We start from the raw sequence: 18941 nt of genomic DNA on the forward strand, positions 1-18941 counted from the left end.
ATGCGCCAATGGCATCACCTGCTGGGCCTGGCCCTGCTGATCAGCGCCGCGCCGGGTTGCAGCACCGGCGCCAACAGCGTGAGCGCCCAGCCCACGGCCCGGCCAGCCGCCGCGCCAGCCACCCGCCAGGACGGCAACCTGGCCTTGCTCGCCGGCAAGCTGCGCAATGCCGGCCGGGCGCCGGTCGCCATCGTCCAGCTGGGAGACTCGCATACCGCCGCCGACCTGTTCAGCGGCGAGCTGCGCAAGCTGTTGCAGGCGCGCTACGGCGACGGTGGCATCGGCCTGGTGCCGGCTTCGCCAGTGCCGGGGATCCGCAACGACCGGGTGATCATCAAGAGCGAGAAGCGCCAGTGGGAGCTGGTGTCGGCGCGCAACCAGCAGAGCTCGCAGTTTCCGTTGGGGGGCTACCTGTCGCTGCCGTTGGCCAATCGTGCCAGCGTGGTGCTGCAGGCGCGGGACGAGGATCGCCAGCGCTACAAGGTTTCGGCGCTGTACCAGTCGACCACCAGCGCCAGCCTCTTCGTCAATGGCGGCCAGCGCCGCGTGCTGCCGGCCAGCAATGGCCAGTGGCGCTTCAGTCCGGCCTACGCCAATGTCGGCCTGCCGGTGCAGTTGAGTGTCGAGGGCGGTCGGGGTGTCGCTTTGGGTGGCTGGTACATCCAGGGGCAGAAGCATGCCGGGGTGACCTACTCGGCGCTGGGCATCAACGGCGCGCGCCTGGACGTGGTGGACAAGTGGCAGCCGGGCTGGCGCGACAGCCTCAAGGCCGTGCGGCCTGACCTGGTGATCCTGGCTTACGGCACCAATGAAGCGTTCGACGACAAGCTCGACCTGGCGCTGTACCAGACGCAACTGGACGCGACCCTCACGGGCCTGCGCAAGGACCTGCCGCAGGCGGCGATCCTGCTGGTCGGTCCGCCAGACTCGATCAAGCAGCGCAAGGCGCGCAGCTGTGCGGCGCGCCAGCCGCAACCGCTGGCCTCGGTGATCCGTATCCAGAAGCAGATGGCGCACAAGCACAAGGCGCTGTTCTGGGATTGGCAAGGGTTCATGGGTGGGCCGTGCTCGATTGCCGGCTGGCAGGCAGGTGGGTTGGCGCGGCCGGATCTGGTGCACCTGACGGCTGATGGCTATCGCAAGAGTGCGGCGGGGTTGTACGAGTTTCTGAAGGGGCCGCTGGGGTTGCGTTGAGGCCTGGCCTCATCGCGGGGCAAGCCCGCTCCCACGCTGACCGGGGGCGGGCTTGCTCAGGTATCAGGCCGGCTCGGCCTGCAACTCGACCATCGTCTCGCGATAGCGCGCCAGTTCCTCGATGGTCAGCACCGGCAGGTTGTACTGCCGCGCATACACCGCCACCTGCTCGCCGCGGGCCATGCTGCCGTCGGGGTTCATCAGTTCGCACAGCACCGCCGCCGGGCGCAGGCCGGCCAGGCGGGCCAGGTCCACCGAGCCTTCGGTGTGGCCGCGGCGGGTCAGTACGCCGCCATCGCGAGCGCGCAGCGGGAACACATGGCCTGGGCTGACGATATGACGTTCCTGCGCGGTCGAGCGCAGCGCGGCTTCGATGGTGGTGATGCGGTCCTGTGCCGACACGCCGGTGCTGACCCCTTCGGCGGCCTCGATGGTGACGGTGAAGCCGGTGCCATGGCGGGCCTGGTTGTTTTGCACCATCGGCGCCAGCTGCAGGGCGTCGACGGTGGCTTCGTCCAGGCACAGGCAGACGATGCCGCTGCAGTCGCGGATCATCATGGCCATGGTCTGCAGCGAAAGGTTCTCGGCGGCGGCGACGATATCGGCTTCGTCCTCGCGGTCGTCGTCGTCGAGCAGCAGCACGGGGCGCCCGGCCTGGAAGGCGGCGATGGCGGCACTGACGTTGGGGAATTGCTTGTGGTGCATGGTGGACATGAAACGCTCCTCGTGAATGATCGATGAACGTCTCGGGGCGAACATAATGCGCGCGCAGGGGCGCCCGGACGGCCCCTGCCAAACGCCTTCTTTCATCCGGACTATGACCGTCGGCTCTGGAGTCGCACCAGATCTGCTGACCCCCGGCATGGCCGGGGCGCTCGCGGGCTCATCTTTCGATTTACCGCCGGTGGGGACTTTCACCCCGCCCTGAAGACCGGCCAAGCATACAGCACTGTGCCAGCGGGCTGGCAAGCCCTACGACTTTAGTTGCTGCCACTCCAGCCCGAAGCGGGCCAGGTACTTGCGCAGGCGGTCGGCGTCGTTGGGGTTGGCCTTCTCCTGACGCGATACCGCGAACAGCTGACGCCCGGCTTCTGACAGGCTCGGTGCGCGGCGGCAGACGTCGATCACCGCCTGTAACTGCACCTGGTCGAACAGGTCGAGCGCGCGGTCGGCCAAAAGTGGCTCGCTGGCCGACTCCAGGCCCCATGCATAGCGCAGCCGGGCAATCTCTTCCTCGACCATTTCCTCATCGATACGCCCGCTGTCGGCCAGGGTCGCCATGCGCGTGATCGACGCCGATAGCTCGCGGAAGTTGCCGGCCCAGCGGGCCTCGCCGGCATGGGCGAAAGCCAGGTAGCGGCGCTTGGCCTCGAGGTTGAAACGCACCTGACGCCCTTGTTCGCGGGCATGGCGCTGCAGTTCGAAATCGAGGTTCGGCTCGATGTCCTCGCGGCGTTCGGCCAGGCCGGGGAGGGCGAAGGTCCACAGGTTGATGCGGGCGAACAGGTCCTCGCGGAACGAGCCGTCGGCGACCTTGGCGCGCAGGTCGCGATGGGTGCCGGCGATCAGCTGGAAGTCGCTTTCCACTTCGCGGTCCGCGCCCAGCGGGAAGAAGCGTTTTTCCTCGATGGCCTTGAGCAGCATGGCCTGCTCATCAGCGCCCAGTTCACCGATCTCGTCGAGGAACAGCATGCCTCCGTCGGCGGCGCGCAGCAGGCCGTCGCGGGCGTTCTGGGCGCCGGTGAAGGCGCCCTTGGCGTGACCGAACAGGGTCGACATGGCACCGTCGCCGCGCAGGGTGGCGCAGTTCACTTCGATGAAGCGCCCGCCCAGCTGATGGCGCCCGCGCTTGAGCTCATGGACGCGGCGGGCCAGAAATGACTTCCCGGCGCCGGTCGGGCCGACCAGCAGCATGGGGGCCTTCGAGCGCAGGGCGACCCGTTCGATCTGTTCGATGGTGCGATTGAAATCCTGGTTGCGCGTGGCGATGCCGGACTTGAGCAGCGACTGCCCCTCGACCTGCTCGCGGCGAAAGCGCGAGGCGATCGGGTCGTAGCGCGACAGGTCGAGGTCGATCAGGGTGGCGATGCCGGCCGGGTCACTGTTTTCGTCCTGCTTGCGCGAGGGCGAGGTCTGCACCAGGCGCGCTGGCAGGTAGCGCGCCTCGGTGAGCAGGAACCAGCAGATCTGCGCGACGTGGGTACCGGTGGTGATGTGCACCAGATAGTCCTCGCGCTCGGTGTCGAAGGTATAGCCGCTGGCGAAGTCGTGCAGGGCGCCGTAGACCTCCTCGAAGTCCCACGGGTTGCGCAGCGCAAGCGGGTGCAGGCGCACTTCGGTGCCGGGCGAGACCTGCTGGATGTCGGCGCGAATCCGCTCGGCCAGGCCGAGGTCGCGGGCGCCGGGGCCGTGGATAAGTTCCAGGCGGTCCAGAGGCAGGTCGGCTTGCTGGCACAGGCCGATGGTTGGCCGCCAGCGGTTCCAGCGTGCGGCGCCCTTGCCGTTGCGGTCGAGGGTGGTACCGAGGAAGCCGATGGCGACGAGAGGCTTGCGCATCCTTGATTATCCTAAAAGATAAATTGCTATCCGATGATATACGAAAAAAGAATCTCCATGAGTGCTTGCAGTGGTGTGCAAATGAATAAGATAAAAATAATTCTATATAAAACAATAAGTTAAATAATCTTATCTATGCCAAATGAAAACCTGGCACGCCGCTCGCTATACCCCTCTCGACCGCATCGCCAGGCAGGCCCTCGGGAAAGGGGAACCCCCCGCCGGTGCACGTACCCACCTTCAGGTGTCGGTGTCGTGCATGCCGCCGCCGCAACGACCGGTCATTGCTGCGCTGGGCCCCTGGAAAGGCTGGCGCAGACGCTCGCCGGGCAAAGCCCCGGCACTACCCTCCTAAGGTAGCTGTAACCGCAACACCCGCCGGTGGGGCACAGGCAACGCAAGCAGGGCCAGGACGGCCCGTCACTGCGAAGGACGCCTGGCCCACCGCTGGCCCACCCGGCTCGCCGGCCGGGCTTGGCGCAACGAGGGTGGCCGCTGGAGCAACGCTCCCGGCCCCGGACTCCGCCAGGCTTCGCTCGCGACGCCCGCTGGGTTGGCGACCACCGGCAACCAAGGACATTGAACAAAGGATGAGCAAGATGAACATGTTGAAGCGCTTTGTAGTGAAGAAGAACGAACACGGCCTGTTGCTGAACGATGGCGATTTCGAGGCGATCCTCGAGCCGGGCCAGTACAAGCGTTTCGATTGGCAGGGGCGGCTGACGCTGAAGAACTGCCCCCAGGATTCCCCGCTGCACGACTATCCCCTCGAGCGCTATCTGCGCCAACATGAGCCGGCGTTGGTCGAGCAGTATTTCCTTACCCTGGACATGGCCGAAAACGAAGTGGGCCTGCGTTTCGAGGATGGTCAGTTGAAGGAACTGCTGGCAGCCGACAGCCGCCGCCTGCAATGGAAAGGCCCGACCCGGCAGAGCCTGACGCGGATCGACCTGGCCCAGGGGCGGCGCCTGGACGCCGAACTGCTGGCACGCCTGAACAAACCGGGAATCGCCGGCATGGACAACGTGCTGCTGGTGACGGTGCCGACCTTCAGTGTCGGTGTGCTGCGCATCGACGGTGTCGTGGTCGACCTGCTGCCGGCCGGGCAGCACGGCTTCTGGCGCTGTGGCGCCCAGGTGGTGGTGGACACGGTGGACACGCGTCGCCCGGTTTCGGACGTCAACGTCCGGGAGTTGCTCGCCCGTGGCATGGACCAGCACCTGGTGTGCATGGACCTGAGCGAGCATGAGGTCGGGCTGCGCTTCGAGGACGGCAAGCTGGTCGAAGTGCTGCCGCCGGACAGCCGCCGTGCCTACTGGAAAGACCAGGCCAGGCACGAGCTGCAACGTATCGACCTGACCCACGGCCAGTGCCTGGACGCCGAGTTGGTGACCCGCCTGAATCGTCCTGGAATCGCCGGCATGGACCATGTACTGCTGGCGCTGGTGCCGGCTTTCCATGTCGGCGTGCTGAAGATTGACGGCGTGGTGGCCGGTTTGCTCGAGCCCGGGCAGCATGGCTACTGGCGCTGCGGCAGCCAGGTAGCGGTGGAGATGGTCGACACCCGCCTGCAGGCGCTGGAGGTGAGCGGCCAGGAGATCCTCACCCGCGACAAGGTCAACCTGCGCCTGAGCCTGGTGGCCAACTGGCGTTATACCGACGTGCTCGGTGCCCATGGGCAGATGAGCAAGCCAGTTGAGCACCTGTACCGCGAACTGCAGTTCGGCCTGCGTGCGGCGGTGGGTACCCGCACCCTAGATGAGCTGTTGGAGAACAAACAACTGATCGACGACAGCGTTACCGAGCACCTGCAGGCGCAGTTGCCGGGCAGTGGCCTGGAGGTGGGCAGCCTCGGGCTGCGCGACATCATCCTGCCGGGCGAAATGAAGACCCTGCTGGCGCAGGTGGTGGAGGCGGAAAAGGCCGCCCAGGCCAATGTGATCCGGCGGCGTGAGGAAACCCAGGCGACCCGTTCGCTGCTCAACACCGCCAAGGTGATGGAAGGCAACCCGACGGCCCTGCGCCTGAAGGAGCTGGAAACCCTGGAGCGGGTGGCCGAGCGCATCGACCGGATTTCGGTGTTCGGTGGTCTGGATCAGGTATTGAATGGAATGGTCAGCCTCAAGGCGGGTTGACCCTTTGCGACACGACGTAGCGCAACAAGGAACAAGGCAATGAACATACTCGAAGTGGCGGGCGGCAAGCCGATCAAACTGTGGACCGACGGCGTGCCGGTCGAGGACGACGCCCGCAAGCAACTGATGAACACAGCGAAGATGCCGTTCATCTTCAAGCACCTGGCGGTGATGCCGGATGTGCACCTGGGCAAGGGCTCGACCATCGGCAGCGTGATCCCCACCGTGGGCGCGATCATTCCGGCGGCGGTGGGCGTGGACATCGGCTGCGGCATGATCGCCGCACGCACCTCGCTGCACGCCCGCGACCTGCCGGACAACCTGCACGGCCTGCGCACGGCCATCGAAAAAGCCGTGCCCCATGGCAAGACCTTCGGTCGTCGTGACCAGGGCGCCTGGGACAATGTGCCGAACCAGGCCGACCAGGTATGGAGCGGCCTGGCCGGGCGCTTCAAGGCGATCACCGACAAGCAACCGCGGCTGGAGAAGACCAACAACCGCCAGCACCTGGGGACACTGGGGGGCGGCAACCATTTCATCGAAGTTTGCCTGGACGAGGCCGACCGGGTCTGGTTCATGCTGCACAGCGGCTCGCGTGGTGTCGGTAACGCCATCGGCAACCTGTTCATCGAACTGGCACAGGCCGACATGCGCCAGCACATGGTCAACCTGCCGGACCGGGACCTGGCGTACTTCGAGGAAGGCAGCCGGCATTTCGCTGACTATGTCGAGGCGGTCGAGTGGGCGCAGGACTTCGCCCGGCACAACCGCGAGCTGATGATGCAGGCGGTGGTTGCCGCCACCCGCAAGGTGCTGGGCAAACCGTTCGAGGCCAGCCTCGAGGCGGTCAACTGCCACCATAACTATGTGCAGAAGGAGCAGCACTTCGGCCGCGAGGTGCTGGTGACCCGCAAGGGTGCGGTGTCGGCGCAGAAGGGCCAGTTGGGCATCATTCCCGGCTCCATGGGCGCCAAGAGCTTCATCGTCCGTGGTCTGGGTAACGAGGAGGCGTTCTGTTCGTGCAGCCACGGCGCGGGCCGGGTGATGAGCCGTACCAAGGCCAAGAGCCGCTTCACCGTCGAGGACCAGCAGCGTGCCACCGCCCATGTGGAGTGCCGCAAGGACAAGGATGTGATCGACGAGATCCCGATGGCCTACAAGGACATCGATGCGGTGATGCAGGCCCAGCGGGAGTTGGTCGAAGTGGTGCATACCCTGCGTCAGGTGGTGTGCGTGAAAGGTTGAAATGGGCGCCCTATGGCGCCCTGTACAAGGAACGAAGACATGTATCAGGGCAACCCCCACCCATTGCCCGAGGCCATGCATGCCCGGGTGCTCGATGAATTGCAACGTATCGAGCGCGAGCACGAGGTGAACGTGCTCTATGCCTGCGAGTCCGGCAGCCGTGCCTGGGGCTTCGCTTCGCCGGACAGCGATTATGATGTGCGCTTTGTCTACGTGCCGCGCAACGACTGGTACTTGCGGGTGGACGAGCCTCGCGATGTGATCGAGCGGCCGCTCTGCGACGAACTGGACATCAGCGGCTGGGAGCTGCGCAAGGCCCTGCGCCTGATGCGCGGCGCCAACCCGAGCTTGCTCGAGTGGCTGGGCTCGCCGCTGGTGTACCGCGCCGACGCCGAAGCTACCGGGCGTTTGCGCGAGCTGGGCGAGGCTTTCTACTCGCCGCGCGCCGTGCGCCACCACTACCTGTCGATGGCACGCAAGAACCTGCGCGGCTACCTGATGGGCGAGACGGTGCGTTTCAAGAAGTACCTGTATGTGCTGCGACCGTTGCTGGCGGTGCGCTGGATCGACCAGGGACTGGGCATGCCGCCGACGGCGTTCGCCGCGTTGATGGCGCGTACCGTCGATGACCCGCGACTGCAGGCGGCGATCGACGCGCTGCTGGTTGTGAAGCGCCGCAGCGGCGAGGCCGAGCACGGACCGCGGGATGAGGTATTGCATGGGTTCATCGAGGCCGAGCTGGCGCGGGCAGGAGAGGCGCGGGAAGTACCGGTGACGAGGGGGGACACCGGGTTGCTGGATGATTTTCTGCGGGACACCGTGCGCCAGGCTGGATGACGTCTCACTGAGCCGACTTGGACATCCTGTCCATCACGAACCACAGCGATGCCGGCAGCATTGGCCCGTGGTCCAGGCCGTCGAATGGCTGGAAAGTCGCTGACAATCCCTTCACTCCGGCCAGACTGGCCACCAGCGCCCGGGCAGGTCGTTGCACATCGCCCTGCAGCGGCCCTCGGGGGTTGGCCGGTTCCCGCGTGCCGCGCATCAGCAGCAGGCTAGGCTGGTGGCTGCCCAGCCGCTCCTGCAACCCTTGCATCTCGGCCACGATGGCGCCGTCGTTCCACCATAACGATGGGCTGGCCGCTGCATAGTCGCTGAACAGCCACGGGCGGGTGAACAGTGTGTGCAGCGTCAACAGCCCGCCATAGGAGTGGCCCCAAAGTGTCTGTCGTTGCGGGTCGACGGGCGCCACAGCGGCGACCATCGGACGCATGCGTTGCTCCAGCAGATCGAGGAATTCATCGGCGCCACCGCTGGCCTGGCCGGTCAGGGGATCGCGTTGCTCGGCCAGCCCGGGCACCACGGGGGTGTAGTCGTAGGTACGGGCGGCACGCTCGATGCGTTGGTCAGTCTGGTAACCGATGGCGACCAGCAGCGGTGCCTGGCCGCCGGCCAGCGCCTGCAGTTGCTCTGGCTCAAGGGCGCTGATGGCGGCGTTGCCGTCGAGCATCCATAGCACCGGGTAACCGCTGGCGGGGGCCGGGCGCCGGGGCTGGCCGATCCACAGGCGGTAATGGCGCTGGCCGTCGCGCGAATCCAGGTCGAGGTGGCTGAAGCGATAGGCCAGGTCCTGGCGCTGCAGCAGGGTCGTGTCCATCTTCTGCTCGGGTTGCGGCTGGGCCAGGGCCGAACCGCTCAGCACCAGTGTCATGATAAGGAAAAGGATCTTCATCGGGCGTTCTCGTGAGGTCATCCATGACAGGCCGCCGCGGCATCGTCGGATGCAACGGCGGCACGTGTTCAGAAGGAGGCGGTCAGGCTGGTGTAGAAGGTGCGCCCGGGTTCGTTGTAGGTGGCCGCGCCCGCGCCCTCGATACCGTTCACCGCTTGGGCGTTGCCGGCCCGGTACAGGCGTTTGTCGAACAGGTTGTCGATGCCGGCGGTCACGCTCAGGTTTTTAGTGAGCGCATAGGTGCCGCTGGCGCCGACCAGGGCGTAAGGGGCCACCTGGTCGTTGGCGGTGCCGGTGACCCGCTTGCCCTGGTAGTCGTACTTCTTCGGTGTCTGCTTGCCGTACCAGGCCACGCTCAGCTGCAGCGACAGTTCATCGGCGGCTTGCCAGTCGAGCATCGAATTGAGGGTGTAGGCCGGGGTCACCGACAGGGTCTCACCGGTGGTCTTGTTCTTCGACTGCAGCATGTAGGTGAAGTTGTTGCTCCACTTCAGCTGTTCGCTCAGCGGGATGGTCAGGGTACCCTCGAGGCCCTCGACCAACGCCTTGGGGATGTTCTCCCACTGGTAGAGGGTGGCGTTGGCGTTGGCGCCGACGCCGCCGGATGCCTGTCCGATGCCGCTCAGGCCAGAGTCGATCTTGTTCTTGTAGTCGTTGCGAAAGTACGTCAGGCCGGCGACCCAGCCGTTGTCCTGGAACTCGATGCCCAGTTCCTTGTTGACGCTGGTCTCGGCTTCCAGGTGCGCGTTGCCCTGCAGGTAGCAGCTGGTGCTCTGCCCGTAGCAGCCCTGGCCACGGCTGTAGAGCAGGTAGTCGGGGTTGAGCTGGTACAGGTTCGGCGCCTTGTAGGCGCGGGCGATGCCGGCCTTGAGCGTCAGGGTGTCGCTCAGCGCATGGGACAGATTGAGCGACGGGCTCCAGTTGTCGCCGACGATGCTGTGGTGATCGAAGCGCAGCGCCGGAGTGAGCATGGTGCCGGGCAGCAGTTCGATGTTGTCCTCGGCGAACAGCGAGAAGATCTGCGCCTGGCTGCTGGTGCTGCGGCCGCTGCTGGCCAGGCCGGGCACGCTGCCGCCTTCGCTGGTGGTCTGGGTGTTGGCGCTGGGGTCGTCCAGTTTCTGCTGGCTCCACTCGCTGCCCAGGGTCAGGGTCTGGTCGCGCCAGGCGTGCAGTGGCAGGTTGAGCTCACCGTGGGCGGTCAGGTCGCGCAGCGTCGATGTGTAGAAGTCGGTGTTGCTGAAGATGCCTTCGGTGCCGCCGGCCAGGCCTTCGTTGATGCGCTGGTTGCGGGTCTTCTCGTATTGCAGGAAGGCCATGCTGCTGCCGAAGTCCCAATCGCCACGGTGGGTGATGGCGAAGTTCTCGCGGTAAAGAATGTTGGTCTCCTTGCCAAGCATGCTTTTGACGTTGGCGTTGGAGTTGGTGTTCTGCGTATCGCCCGCGTACAGGTTGCCCTGGCGGCTGAAGCCGGCTTCGAGCTCCAGGGTCTGCTCCGGCGTCAGGCGCCAGCTCAGCAGGCCGTTGAGGTCCTTGTTGCGCACGCCTTCGCGGCCGGCGGGCAAGGTCCCGGCCTGTGTGCCGGTGCGCGCTGACTGGTGGCCGGCGTTGATGTCCCAGTCGTCCGCGTCGGTCTTGGCCACGTTGCCGTAGACGCGGTAGCTCAGGGTGTCGGTCAGTGGGCCGTTGAGGCCGAAGCTCACGCGTTTGGTGGCGCCTTCGTCACCGTGCTGCGGGAAGTTCTGGTACACGGTCATGTTGCCGTGGGGTTCGCCCGTCGGTTGCTTGGTGATGATGTTGATCACCCCGCCCATGGCGCCGGAGCCGTAGCGTGCCGCCGCCGGGCCGCGGATCACCTCGATGCGCTCGACCTGGTCGGCCGGCACCCAGTTGGTGTCGCCGCGCGAGTCGCGTTCGCCGCGCCAGCCGTAGCGCACCGAGCTGCGGCTGCTGACCGGCTTGCCGTCGACCAGGATCAGGGTGTTCTCCGGCCCCATGCCGCGGATATCGATCTGCCGGTTGTTGCCGCGCTGGCCGCTGGTGGAGTTGCCGGTCAGGTTGACCCCCGGCATGGTGCGGATGATCTGCGACAGGTCGTTGGCCGGTGGGCGTTTCTGGATGTCCTCGGCGGTGATGACCGACACACCCGGCGCCTGCTTGGTCTCCTCCAGGGCGGTGGCCACTACGTTCTGGCTTTCCAGCACGATCGGTTCTGGCTGGTTGGCGGCCTGCACGGCGCTGCTCAGCAGGCAGCTGGACAGCAGCAGGAAGGGGGCGAGAGGAAGCGGGCGGGGCGACATGTGTGATCTCCGGCACGGCGGGCTGAATTCAAGAAATCACAGATGCTAATAAATCGTATTTGAGAGTAAAGCGCATTAACTTTCTAAACACTTTCGCTTGCCGGCAACAGTAGGTGCAGGCACAGGCCAGGATGCCCATTGCTCGCCCACAGGCGCCCGCCCTGCAGCTCGATGGCGCGCCGGGCGATGGCCAGGCCCAGGCCGAAGCCGGCGCCGCTGCCGGGCAGGCGGCGGTAGGGCTGGAAGATCTGCTCGAGTTCATCCTCTGGTACTCCGGGCCCTTGGTCGCGCAGGCACAGGTGCCAGAAGGCGCCCTCGCGCCAACCGTCCAGGCCGACCCGGCCAATGGCGGGCGAATGGCGGATTGCGTTGCGCAGCAGGTTTTCCAAGGCCTGGGCCAGGCTGTCCAGGTGCGCCTGCACCTGGCAGTCGAGGCCGAGTGAGCAGGGCAGCCGTTCGACCGGCCAGCCGCTTTCGAAGCAGCTGTCCTGGACCAGCGCCTCCCAGACCGAGAGCACCAGTACCGGCTCGGTCGCCAGTTGCGGTTGCTCGGTGTCCAGCCAGGCCAGATCGAGGGTGTCCTCCAGCAGTTTCTGCATGTCGTCCACCTCGCGGTCCAGGCGCTGTCGCAGTTGCTCCTCCGGCAATTCGCTGTCGTGGGCGATGCGCAGGCGCGCCAGCGGCGTGCGCAGTTCATGGGACAGGGTACGTAGCAGCAGGCGTTGCTGGTCGAGGCTTTTGCGCAGGCGCACGGCCATGTGCTCGAAGGCCTGGGCCAGCTCGCCCAGTTCGTCGCGGCGTTCCTGCAGGGGCAGCCTGGGGCCATCCAGGTCATCAGCCCGCAGGGCGTCGGCGCGGTCGCGAAGGCGATTGAGTGGCACGACCAGATGGCGGTACAGCGCCAGGCCCAGCAACAGGGCGAGCAGGGCGGGGGCCACGCCGTGGGTGACTACGTGGGTCCAGGGTGTCAGGCCGGTGGGTAGCAGGTGTTCGGGGAGCTGGATGACCAGGCGGCCGTCCTCGGGGTGTTCGGGGAAGGCAATGCTCACGTATGGCAGCTCGTCCTGCAGGCGCCGGCTCATCGGCCAGTCGAGTTTGCGCATGAAGGTCAGGCGGCTGGCTTCATCGGCGCTCAGCGCGGTAGTGCCTAGGCTTTGCAGATGAGGGCCGATGATGGCGACCCAGGTGTTCTCATCGGCTTCGAGCCGACGGCGCAAGCGTTCCACGCCATCGGCACCTTCCGCGCGCCAGGCCTGCTCGGCCTGTTCGGCGAAGCCGGCGAGGAACACCCGGTCGGCGGGGGCCAGGAAGTAGGTGCTGCGTTCGACCGACAGGCCCCAGGTCCAGATCAGCCAGGTCAGCAGCAGGCAGAAGCACACCTGCAACAGCGCCAGTTTCCACAGCAGCGGATGACGGCGCATCAGGTGTTGCCCGCATCGACCAGGATATAGCCCTGGCCGCGCACGGCCTGGATTTCCAGGTGGCTGGCGCCGATGGCGGCGAGCTTGCGGCGCAGGTTGCACACATGCACATCCAGGCCGCGGTCGAGGCGGGTATAGGCCCGGTGCAGGACGCTCTGGTACAGAAATGCCTTGCTCAGCGCCTCGCCGGGATGGGCTTGCAGGGTCACCAGCAAGCGGTATTCGGAACCGGTCAGCCCGGCACTCTGGCCATGCTGGGCGACATCATGGTTGGCGGTATCGAAGGTCAGCGTGCAGGCATTGCGTGGCATGGACGGGCACCGGTCCAGCGCCACCCGGCGCAGCAGCGCATCGATCCGGGCATCCAGTTCGGCCAGGCTGAAGGGCTTGGGCAGGTAGTCGTCGGCGCCGCGGGTGAAGCCGCTGATGCGGTCCTGCTCGGCGCCCAGGGCCGACATCAGCATTACCGGTACCGCCTGGTGCCGGCGCAGCTCGTCGAGCAGGCTCAGGCCATCGATGCCGGGAAGCATGATGTCCAGCAGTAGCAGGTCGAAGGGGGCCTGCTGCATCGTGTTCAATGCCTGGGTGCCGTTCTCGCAGGTCCGGACGCTGAAGCCACGGCGCATGAAGTGCTGTTCCAGGTCCTGGCGCAGGCGCGGGTCGTCTTCGGCGAGGAGGAGCTTGGGGGGCACGGGCATGACCTTGATGAGAATTAGTTGCAAATACGAATCATCCCATTGGCGATGGTGCCGGGGCAATGGCCGGATGCTGGCATTTCGTCGCGTGGTTGAGGCCTTTGGCCCCTGTTTCAGCGACTGATGAACATCCCGCCAGCTTCGCCGCGCGCGCGCAGGCCATGGCTCTCGCTCAGCATGGCCAAGGCCAGAGGCAGGTCATCGACCGGGAAGCTGCCGGAGACCCGCAACTCGGCCACGGCCGGGTCGCAGACCAGACGCTGGTCGCTGTAGCGCATCAATTCCTGGGCCCACTGCAACAGCGGCATGTCGTCGACCACCAGCAAGCCATTGCGCCAGGCCAGCTTGGTGTCGCGGGCGATTTCCACCAGGCCGAGCCGGTCGCGGTCGAAGCGCACCTGCGAGCCTGCGTGGATGACGGTGGCACTGCCGGCCTCGGGGGTGACGCGCACGGCGCCTTCATAGACCGCGAGCTGAGTCTCGCGAGGGCGTTGGCGCACGCTGAAGCGGGTGCCCAGCGCCTGCATCAGGCCATGTTCGCTCCGCACCTGCAACGGCCGCGACGGGTCCGCGGCGGTGACGATGTACGCCTCGCCACGGCGCAGGTGCAGCAGGCGCTCCTCGGCCGAATACGCCACTCGCAGCTCGCTGTGGCTGTTTAGAGTGACCTGGGTGCCATCGCTCAGCAGCAGTTCGCGGCGCTCGCCCACTGCGGTCTGGTAGTCGATACCCTCCTGGGTCTGCCGCCATACCCACCAGCCCAGCGGGGCCGCGCCGATCAGCACCAGCAGGCCACGCAGCACGGTGCGACGGCTGCTGTCCTGCGGGCGAACGAGTGTCTGCCGGGCAAGGGTCGGTGGCAGGGTGCCGAGGCGCGTCAGCAGGCGCTCGGCGCGCTTCCAGGCGCGTTCGTGGTCCGGGTCGCGGCGCCGCCAGCGTTCCAGCTCGAGCTGTTGCGCTGGCGTCAGCGGGCCTTCCTGCATCAGCAGCAGCCAGGCGGCGGCCTTGGCGAGCACGGCCTGGGCAATGGCGGGTTGGTCACTCATCGGGCATCTGGCTCAGGCAGGCCATGTAGCCCTCGTGGATGTACTTCTTCACCGTTGGCAGCGCGATGTTCAGGGCCTGGGCAATGTCTTTCTGTTTCATGCCGTCCAGGCTGGCCATCAGGAACGCCTGCCTGACCCGTGGGCGCAGGCTGTCGAGCACCGCGTCGATCTCATGCAGGGTCTCGAGGATGACGCTCTGCTGCTCGGGCGACGGCTGCAGCGCCTCGGGCACCAGCGCCAGCGCTTCGAGCCAGGCCTGCTCCAGCGAATGGCGGCGGCGCCAGCTGACCAGCACGCAGTTGGCGATGCGTGTCAGGTAGGCGCGCGGCTGGCGCAGGGTGTCGGGCTGGTTGCTGTCGCGGCTGGCGAGCAAGCGCACGAAGATGTCCTGGGCCAGATCGTCGGCCACGCCGCGCCCCCAGGAGCGCAACCGGTACGCCAGCCAGCCGCGCAACCAGGCGTGGTGCTCGATATACAGCGTGGTGACGGCGCAGTGCTTGGCGTGCCGCGGCGGGGACTTGAAAAGGGTCATGGCTGGGAGGCGTCAGGGCGCAAATGCAAACAATTATCACTAGATTTGGTTAAATCACAAGATCAAGTGAAAATGCGAATCGCACGCATATACCTTTTTCGCCGTCATGCGACAGAAGGGGTGCAAGCCCGCATCGAGTGCCGGGCACTGACCTCACGAGCGAGAAAAGCATGCCCGCAATTCGTCGGCTTTCCCCTGTTTCGCGTCCTTCGCAACACTTGTCCCCGATCAGCTTCGCCGTGCGTTGCGCGATGCTCGGCTGCCTGATGGGCACGGCTTCGACCCTGGCCCAGGCCGCCGAGTCCCCGGCCGTGGCGTCCACCCGGCTCGACGATGCCACGCCGCGCGACTACGACATCGCCCAGGGGCCGCTGGGCACCGCGCTGGGCGTGTTCGCCAGCCAATCGGGCCTGCTGTTGTCCTATGACCCCGAGCTGACCCGCGGCCGCGCGGCTCCGGCGCTCAAGGGGCGCTATACCGTGCAGGAAGGGGGCCGGCGGCTGCTGGCCAACAGCGGCCTGCAACTGCTGCCGAACGCGCGGGGCGCGTACATCCTCATCCCACAGGCCCAGGCATCGGCGACAGCGACGGAATTGACGCCGACCATGGTCGCGGCCAGCGAGCTGGTTGACCCGCAGCGCGACACCTACCGCGCGCCGCGCTCTACGGTGCACCTGTCGCGCGAAGACCTCGACCGCTTTAGCACCGTTTCGGTGGGCGACATGCTCAAGGGCGTGGCCGGCGTGCAGGTGGGCGACAGCCGCAACGGTGGCGCGCTGGACGTCAACATCCGCGGCATCCAGGGGCAGAGCCGGGTGGCGGTCAGGGTCGATGGCTCGGAGCAGGCGGTGGATGTCTACCGGGGCTACGGCGGTACCCAGCAGCGCAGCTACATCGACCCCGACCTGATCAGCAGCGTCACCGTGAACAAGGGCCCCAGCACCCGCTCGGGAGCGATCGGCGGCTCTGTGGAGATGAAGACCATCGGCGTCGAGGACATCCTGGTCGATGGCAAGGATGTCGGCGTGCGCCTGACCGGCAACTTGTGGAACAACGGCGTGGAGCCCGAGCACCGCAACCGCAACGCCAGGGACGAGGACCTGAGCGCGGTACCGCGCGACCAACGCGGCAGCCTGTTCGGCTCCAAGGCCGAGTCCGGCAGCGCCGCCTTCGGCTACTCCCATGAACGCTTCGACCTGGTGGCGGCCTATGCGCACCGCAACCAGGGCAACTACTTTTCCGGCAAGAAGGGCCAGGACCGCTACCGGCTCTACGACCGCGACGGTGACGAACAGCCGAGCGTCGCCAACACCTACAACGCCGGCGAGGAGGTGCTCAATTCGTCGTCCGAGACCGACTCCTACCTGCTCAAGACCACTTGGCGGCTGGCCGACGACCATACCCTGGACCTGGGCTACCGCCGGTTCGACGGACACATGGGCGAGATCATGCCGTCGGACATCTTCCGCTACGGTACCGCCGGCATCTACCAGTACCCCACCAGCGAAATCCGGATCGACACCTACACCGCCCGCTATCATTACCTGCCCGAAGGCAATCCGTGGGTAGACCTCACCAGCAGGCTGTGGCTGACCGACTCGAAGACCAGTACCTTGAGCGCGGCCTGGATGGCGCCCAAGTCGCAGCTGTACCGTACCGACCGCGCCTGGTCCCGCCAGGACAATCGCCGCATCGGCGGCGACCTGAACAACGTTTCGCGCTTCACCACGGCCCATGGCGATTTCAAGCTCGACCTGGGCGGTGCCTTCCAGCTCGAAGACCTGCAGCCGCAGAAGAGCGTGGTCTCCACCCAGCATGACATCAACGCCAACCGCATGCTGCGTGACGCGTCGCGCCAGGAGTTCAGCTTCAACGGCAACCTGGAATTCAAGCCCACTGAAACGCTGACGCTGTGGGGCGGCGGTCGCTATGCCCACTACCAGACCAAGGACAACACCGTGCTGGCCGAGGCGCGCCGCGAGGAGCGGGAAATGCGCTGGATCACCGCCAGCAGCCCGGGGCACTGGGGCAGCATGATGTGGTTCCCCGACCAGAACGGCCAGTACACCGACGCCACCGATCCACGCCTGAACAACGGCATCGTCTTCGAGAACAGCAACGAGCCGTTCAATGGCGTGCCGTTCAACGAGTCCGGCGCGACCAACGTGGAGGTCCACCCCGAAGGCATCAGCAACGTGGTCACCGGCTACGACTACACCCCGCAGGGCAAAAGCCGCGGCGGTGGCTTCGCACCGGCCTTCGGTATCAATGTCGAGTTCCTCCCGGACACCTTCGTCTATGCCTCCTACACAGAAGGCCTGCGCCTGCCGTCGCTGTTCGAGACCAGCCAGGGCACCCAGCAGGTCACCCCGGGCAAGCACCTCAAGCCCGAGCGCTCGCGCAGCTGGGAAGTGGGGGTGAGCGCCTTGCGCAGCGACCTGCTGATCGCCGGCGACGAGGCGTCGGCCAAGCTGGCCTGGTTCGACAACGACATCAAGAACTACATCACTCGTTACTACGACCCGAGCCCAGGCCTGTGGGGCCAGATGACCTTCAGCAACACCGACAGCTTCCATACCCGTGGCCTGGAACTGCAGTCGCACTACGATGCCGGGCGCGTGTTCGCCGACCTTTCGGCCACCTACTACCTGATGACCGAGACCTGCGACGCGGCCTTCGCCGCCAAGCTACGCGCCAGCGCCAATCGGTATCAGCGCACCCACGACACCCCGGACTGCACGTCGGGCAGCTACATGGGTTCGTACACCAACACCCAGAACCCGCCGCGCTTCTCGGCCAACCTGCTCGGCGGGATGCGTTTCTTCGACGAGGCACTGACCGTGGGCGGGCGCATGACCTACAGCTCGGGGCCCACCGCGCAGATGGATAAGCCCTGGCAGACCGGCGCGACCACGCCGCAGATCGACTACCGCTCGGTGGCGTTGTTCGACCTGTTCCTCAAGTACAAGCTGCTGGAGCACACCGAGCTGAATGTGTCGGTGCAGAACCTGACGGATCGTTACTACCTGGACCCGCTGGCGCAGAGCTTCATGCCTGCACCGGGGCGGACCTGGCGGGTGGGGATGGTGGCGCGTTTCTGAGGGGCGCGCAGCTGCTCGGCAGGCATTAAAAAGCCGGCTTGTGGCCGGCTTCTCGGGGACGGTCTTGGCTCATTTTTGATAAGCCGCAACCGCCTTAAACGGTTGGCAACATGGCCTGAAAAAGATGGCGGACGGCTGTGTGAGGCGTCGCCAGGCCCTCTGGAATGCGGCTTACACCATCAGGGGGCGTGATGTGCGGCGTAGCATACCCGTGTGTGCGACACATGCCCAGCAAAAAGTGAGGTGCTTCAGGCGGGGCGTGCCGGGCGCAGGCTTGACCACCAGAACACCCAGCCGAGGATTTCCACGTTCTGCACCCGGCGCTGATAGGCCGTATAGCGTTCGCTGGGGTGGTTGAGGCGGTCATGGCTGTGCAGGCACAGCGTGCCGTTGTGGCCAAGGGTGAGGTGCTGTACCCGCAGGCGACCGTTGTGCAGCAGGGCGTAGCATTCGCCGTCGACCACCCGGGTGCAGTCGCGGTCGATGGCCAACAGGGCGCCCTGGGGCAGCAGCGGTGTCATGTTGTTGCCCGGCATGCCGAGGCAGATGGCCATTTCGGCGCTGACCTGCACGCACTCCAGGGCTCGCCGGGGTATTGGCTGGTAGTGCCCTGGCACGGCTATCAGTTTGCCTTCCCGTACCTGGTGCAATGGCAGGTGGAGCAGATCTGTGTCAAGGGCTTGCAGCGGCGGCGGCAGGGCCAGGTTTGGCGTTGCCGGTGATGCGGGGGCCAGTGGCGTCGGATGTTTCGCTCCCTCGCCACTGCGCAGCCAGCGCCTGCGTACGCAAAACAGGTCGGCGATTTCATCGAGCCGGGCCTGGGGCACACCGCGCTTGAACCAGTTGTTGACGTGTTGCGGTGTAACTTTGCGCTGTGCGGCAAAGTCGGAGGGGGTCAGGTTGCACTCCAGCAGGAGGGCTTTGAGACGGTCACCGGATGTTTTCATGGTGCCGAGTCTATAGGCCCTCGAACGGTGTGGAAATCAA

General features: G+C 66.0%; 13 protein-coding genes, 1 pseudogene and 1 riboswitch. Of the genes and pseudogenes, 5 read left to right on the forward strand and 9 right to left on the reverse strand.

What is annotated here, in order from left to right; all coding sequences use genetic code 11:
- Positions 1-1194, forward strand: coding sequence for an SGNH/GDSL hydrolase family protein (locus AC25M7_RS17920; RefSeq protein WP_182323840.1), 1194 nt, complete (start codon positions 1-3; stop codon positions 1192-1194).
- A gap of 63 nt (positions 1195-1257) precedes the next feature.
- Here the strand turns inward: AC25M7_RS17920 and ribB are convergent, their stop codons facing one another.
- Complete coding sequence (ribB, locus tag AC25M7_RS17925; RefSeq protein ID WP_288518819.1) at positions 1258-1908, reverse strand: 3,4-dihydroxy-2-butanone-4-phosphate synthase; 651 nt, start codon at positions 1906-1908, stop codon at positions 1258-1260.
- An 80-nt stretch (positions 1909-1988) separates the two neighbouring features.
- Positions 1989-2130, reverse strand: a riboswitch (FMN riboswitch).
- A 36-nt stretch (positions 2131-2166) separates the two neighbouring features.
- Positions 2167-3750: an RNA repair transcriptional activator RtcR gene (gene rtcR, locus AC25M7_RS17930; protein WP_069016303.1), complete on the reverse strand. Its 1584-nt coding sequence runs from the start codon at positions 3748-3750 to the stop codon at positions 2167-2169.
- A gap of 1226 nt (positions 3751-4976) precedes the next feature.
- Here rtcR and AC25M7_RS17935 point away from each other — a divergent pair.
- The 3 genes and pseudogenes from AC25M7_RS17935 to AC25M7_RS17945 form a co-directional block, all read left to right on the forward strand.
- Positions 4977-5885 (forward strand): annotated as a pseudogene (locus AC25M7_RS17935) (slipin family protein); the annotation flags it as partial.
- A 39-nt stretch (positions 5886-5924) separates the two neighbouring features.
- Positions 5925-7130 (forward strand): RtcB family protein, encoded by a 1206-nt coding sequence (locus tag AC25M7_RS17940; protein ID WP_069016302.1) that lies wholly within the window; start codon positions 5925-5927, stop codon positions 7128-7130.
- Between the two features lie 39 nt (positions 7131-7169).
- Positions 7170-7967, forward strand: a complete 798-nt coding sequence (locus AC25M7_RS17945) for a nucleotidyltransferase domain-containing protein (RefSeq protein WP_486971325.1) — start codon at positions 7170-7172, stop codon at positions 7965-7967.
- Between the two features lie 4 nt (positions 7968-7971).
- Here AC25M7_RS17945 and AC25M7_RS17950 read toward each other — a convergent pair whose 3' ends face one another.
- The 6 genes from AC25M7_RS17950 to AC25M7_RS17975 form a co-directional block, all read right to left on the reverse strand.
- Positions 7972-8862, reverse strand: a complete 891-nt coding sequence (locus tag AC25M7_RS17950) for an alpha/beta hydrolase (RefSeq protein ID WP_486971326.1) — start codon at positions 8860-8862, stop codon at positions 7972-7974.
- 68 nt (positions 8863-8930) lie between these two features.
- Positions 8931-11159 carry a TonB-dependent siderophore receptor gene (locus tag AC25M7_RS17955; protein WP_486971327.1) on the reverse strand — a complete coding sequence of 743 codons (2229 nt, stop codon included), beginning with the start codon at positions 11157-11159 and terminating at the stop codon, positions 8931-8933.
- Between the two features lie 83 nt (positions 11160-11242).
- Complete coding sequence (locus AC25M7_RS17960) at positions 11243-12580, reverse strand: HAMP domain-containing sensor histidine kinase (RefSeq protein WP_288518809.1); 1338 nt, start codon at positions 12578-12580, stop codon at positions 11243-11245.
- Complete coding sequence (locus tag AC25M7_RS17965; RefSeq protein WP_486971328.1) at positions 12580-13272, reverse strand: response regulator transcription factor; 693 nt, start codon at positions 13270-13272, stop codon at positions 12580-12582. Before AC25M7_RS17965 ends, AC25M7_RS17960 begins: the two co-directional genes overlap by 1 nt.
- A gap of 116 nt (positions 13273-13388) precedes the next feature.
- Positions 13389-14321, reverse strand: a complete 933-nt coding sequence (locus tag AC25M7_RS17970) for a FecR family protein (RefSeq protein ID WP_486971329.1) — start codon at positions 14319-14321, stop codon at positions 13389-13391.
- A complete protein-coding gene (locus tag AC25M7_RS17975; protein ID WP_486971330.1) occupies positions 14314-14853 on the reverse strand; it encodes a sigma-70 family RNA polymerase sigma factor in 540 nt (179 codons plus the stop codon). Before AC25M7_RS17975 ends, AC25M7_RS17970 begins: the two co-directional genes overlap by 8 nt.
- Before the next feature lie 170 nt (positions 14854-15023).
- Between AC25M7_RS17975 and AC25M7_RS17980 the strand changes: the two genes are divergently transcribed.
- Entirely contained in the window at positions 15024-17954 is a 2931-nt protein-coding gene (locus AC25M7_RS17980) for a TonB-dependent receptor (RefSeq protein WP_486971331.1), read from the forward strand.
- Between the two features lie 248 nt (positions 17955-18202).
- Here the strand turns inward: AC25M7_RS17980 and AC25M7_RS17985 are convergent, their stop codons facing one another.
- On the reverse strand, positions 18203-18901 hold the full coding sequence (locus AC25M7_RS17985; protein ID WP_069016297.1) for a LexA family transcriptional regulator: 699 nt from the start codon (positions 18899-18901) through the stop codon (positions 18203-18205).
- Positions 18902-18941: the final 40 nt, after the last annotated feature.

It is taken from the genome of Pseudomonas sp. P106(2024) (genome assembly GCF_057480815.1).

What these genes read in the sequence shown, in the direction of transcription:
- AC25M7_RS17920 (WP_182323840.1), top strand. Translation starts at nt 1, where the DNA reads ATGCGCCAATGGCATCACCTGCTGGGCCTGGCCCTGCTGATCAGCGCC.
- ribB (WP_288518819.1), bottom strand. Translation starts at nt 1,908, where the DNA reads ATGTCCACCATGCACCACAAGCAATTCCCCAACGTCAGTGCCGCCATC.
- rtcR (WP_069016303.1), bottom strand. Translation starts at nt 3,750, where the DNA reads ATGCGCAAGCCTCTCGTCGCCATCGGCTTCCTCGGTACCACCCTCGAC.
- AC25M7_RS17940 (WP_069016302.1), top strand. Translation starts at nt 5,925, where the DNA reads ATGAACATACTCGAAGTGGCGGGCGGCAAGCCGATCAAACTGTGGACC.
- AC25M7_RS17945 (WP_486971325.1), top strand. Translation starts at nt 7,170, where the DNA reads ATGTATCAGGGCAACCCCCACCCATTGCCCGAGGCCATGCATGCCCGG.
- AC25M7_RS17950 (WP_486971326.1), bottom strand. Translation starts at nt 8,862, where the DNA reads ATGAAGATCCTTTTCCTTATCATGACACTGGTGCTGAGCGGTTCGGCC.
- AC25M7_RS17955 (WP_486971327.1), bottom strand. Translation starts at nt 11,159, where the DNA reads ATGTCGCCCCGCCCGCTTCCTCTCGCCCCCTTCCTGCTGCTGTCCAGC.
- AC25M7_RS17960 (WP_288518809.1), bottom strand. Translation starts at nt 12,580, where the DNA reads ATGCGCCGTCATCCGCTGCTGTGGAAACTGGCGCTGTTGCAGGTGTGC.
- AC25M7_RS17970 (WP_486971329.1), bottom strand. Translation starts at nt 14,321, where the DNA reads ATGAGTGACCAACCCGCCATTGCCCAGGCCGTGCTCGCCAAGGCCGCC.
- AC25M7_RS17975 (WP_486971330.1), bottom strand. Translation starts at nt 14,853, where the DNA reads ATGACCCTTTTCAAGTCCCCGCCGCGGCACGCCAAGCACTGCGCCGTC.
- AC25M7_RS17980 (WP_486971331.1), top strand. Translation starts at nt 15,024, where the DNA reads ATGCCCGCAATTCGTCGGCTTTCCCCTGTTTCGCGTCCTTCGCAACAC.
- AC25M7_RS17985 (WP_069016297.1), bottom strand. Translation starts at nt 18,901, where the DNA reads ATGAAAACATCCGGTGACCGTCTCAAAGCCCTCCTGCTGGAGTGCAAC.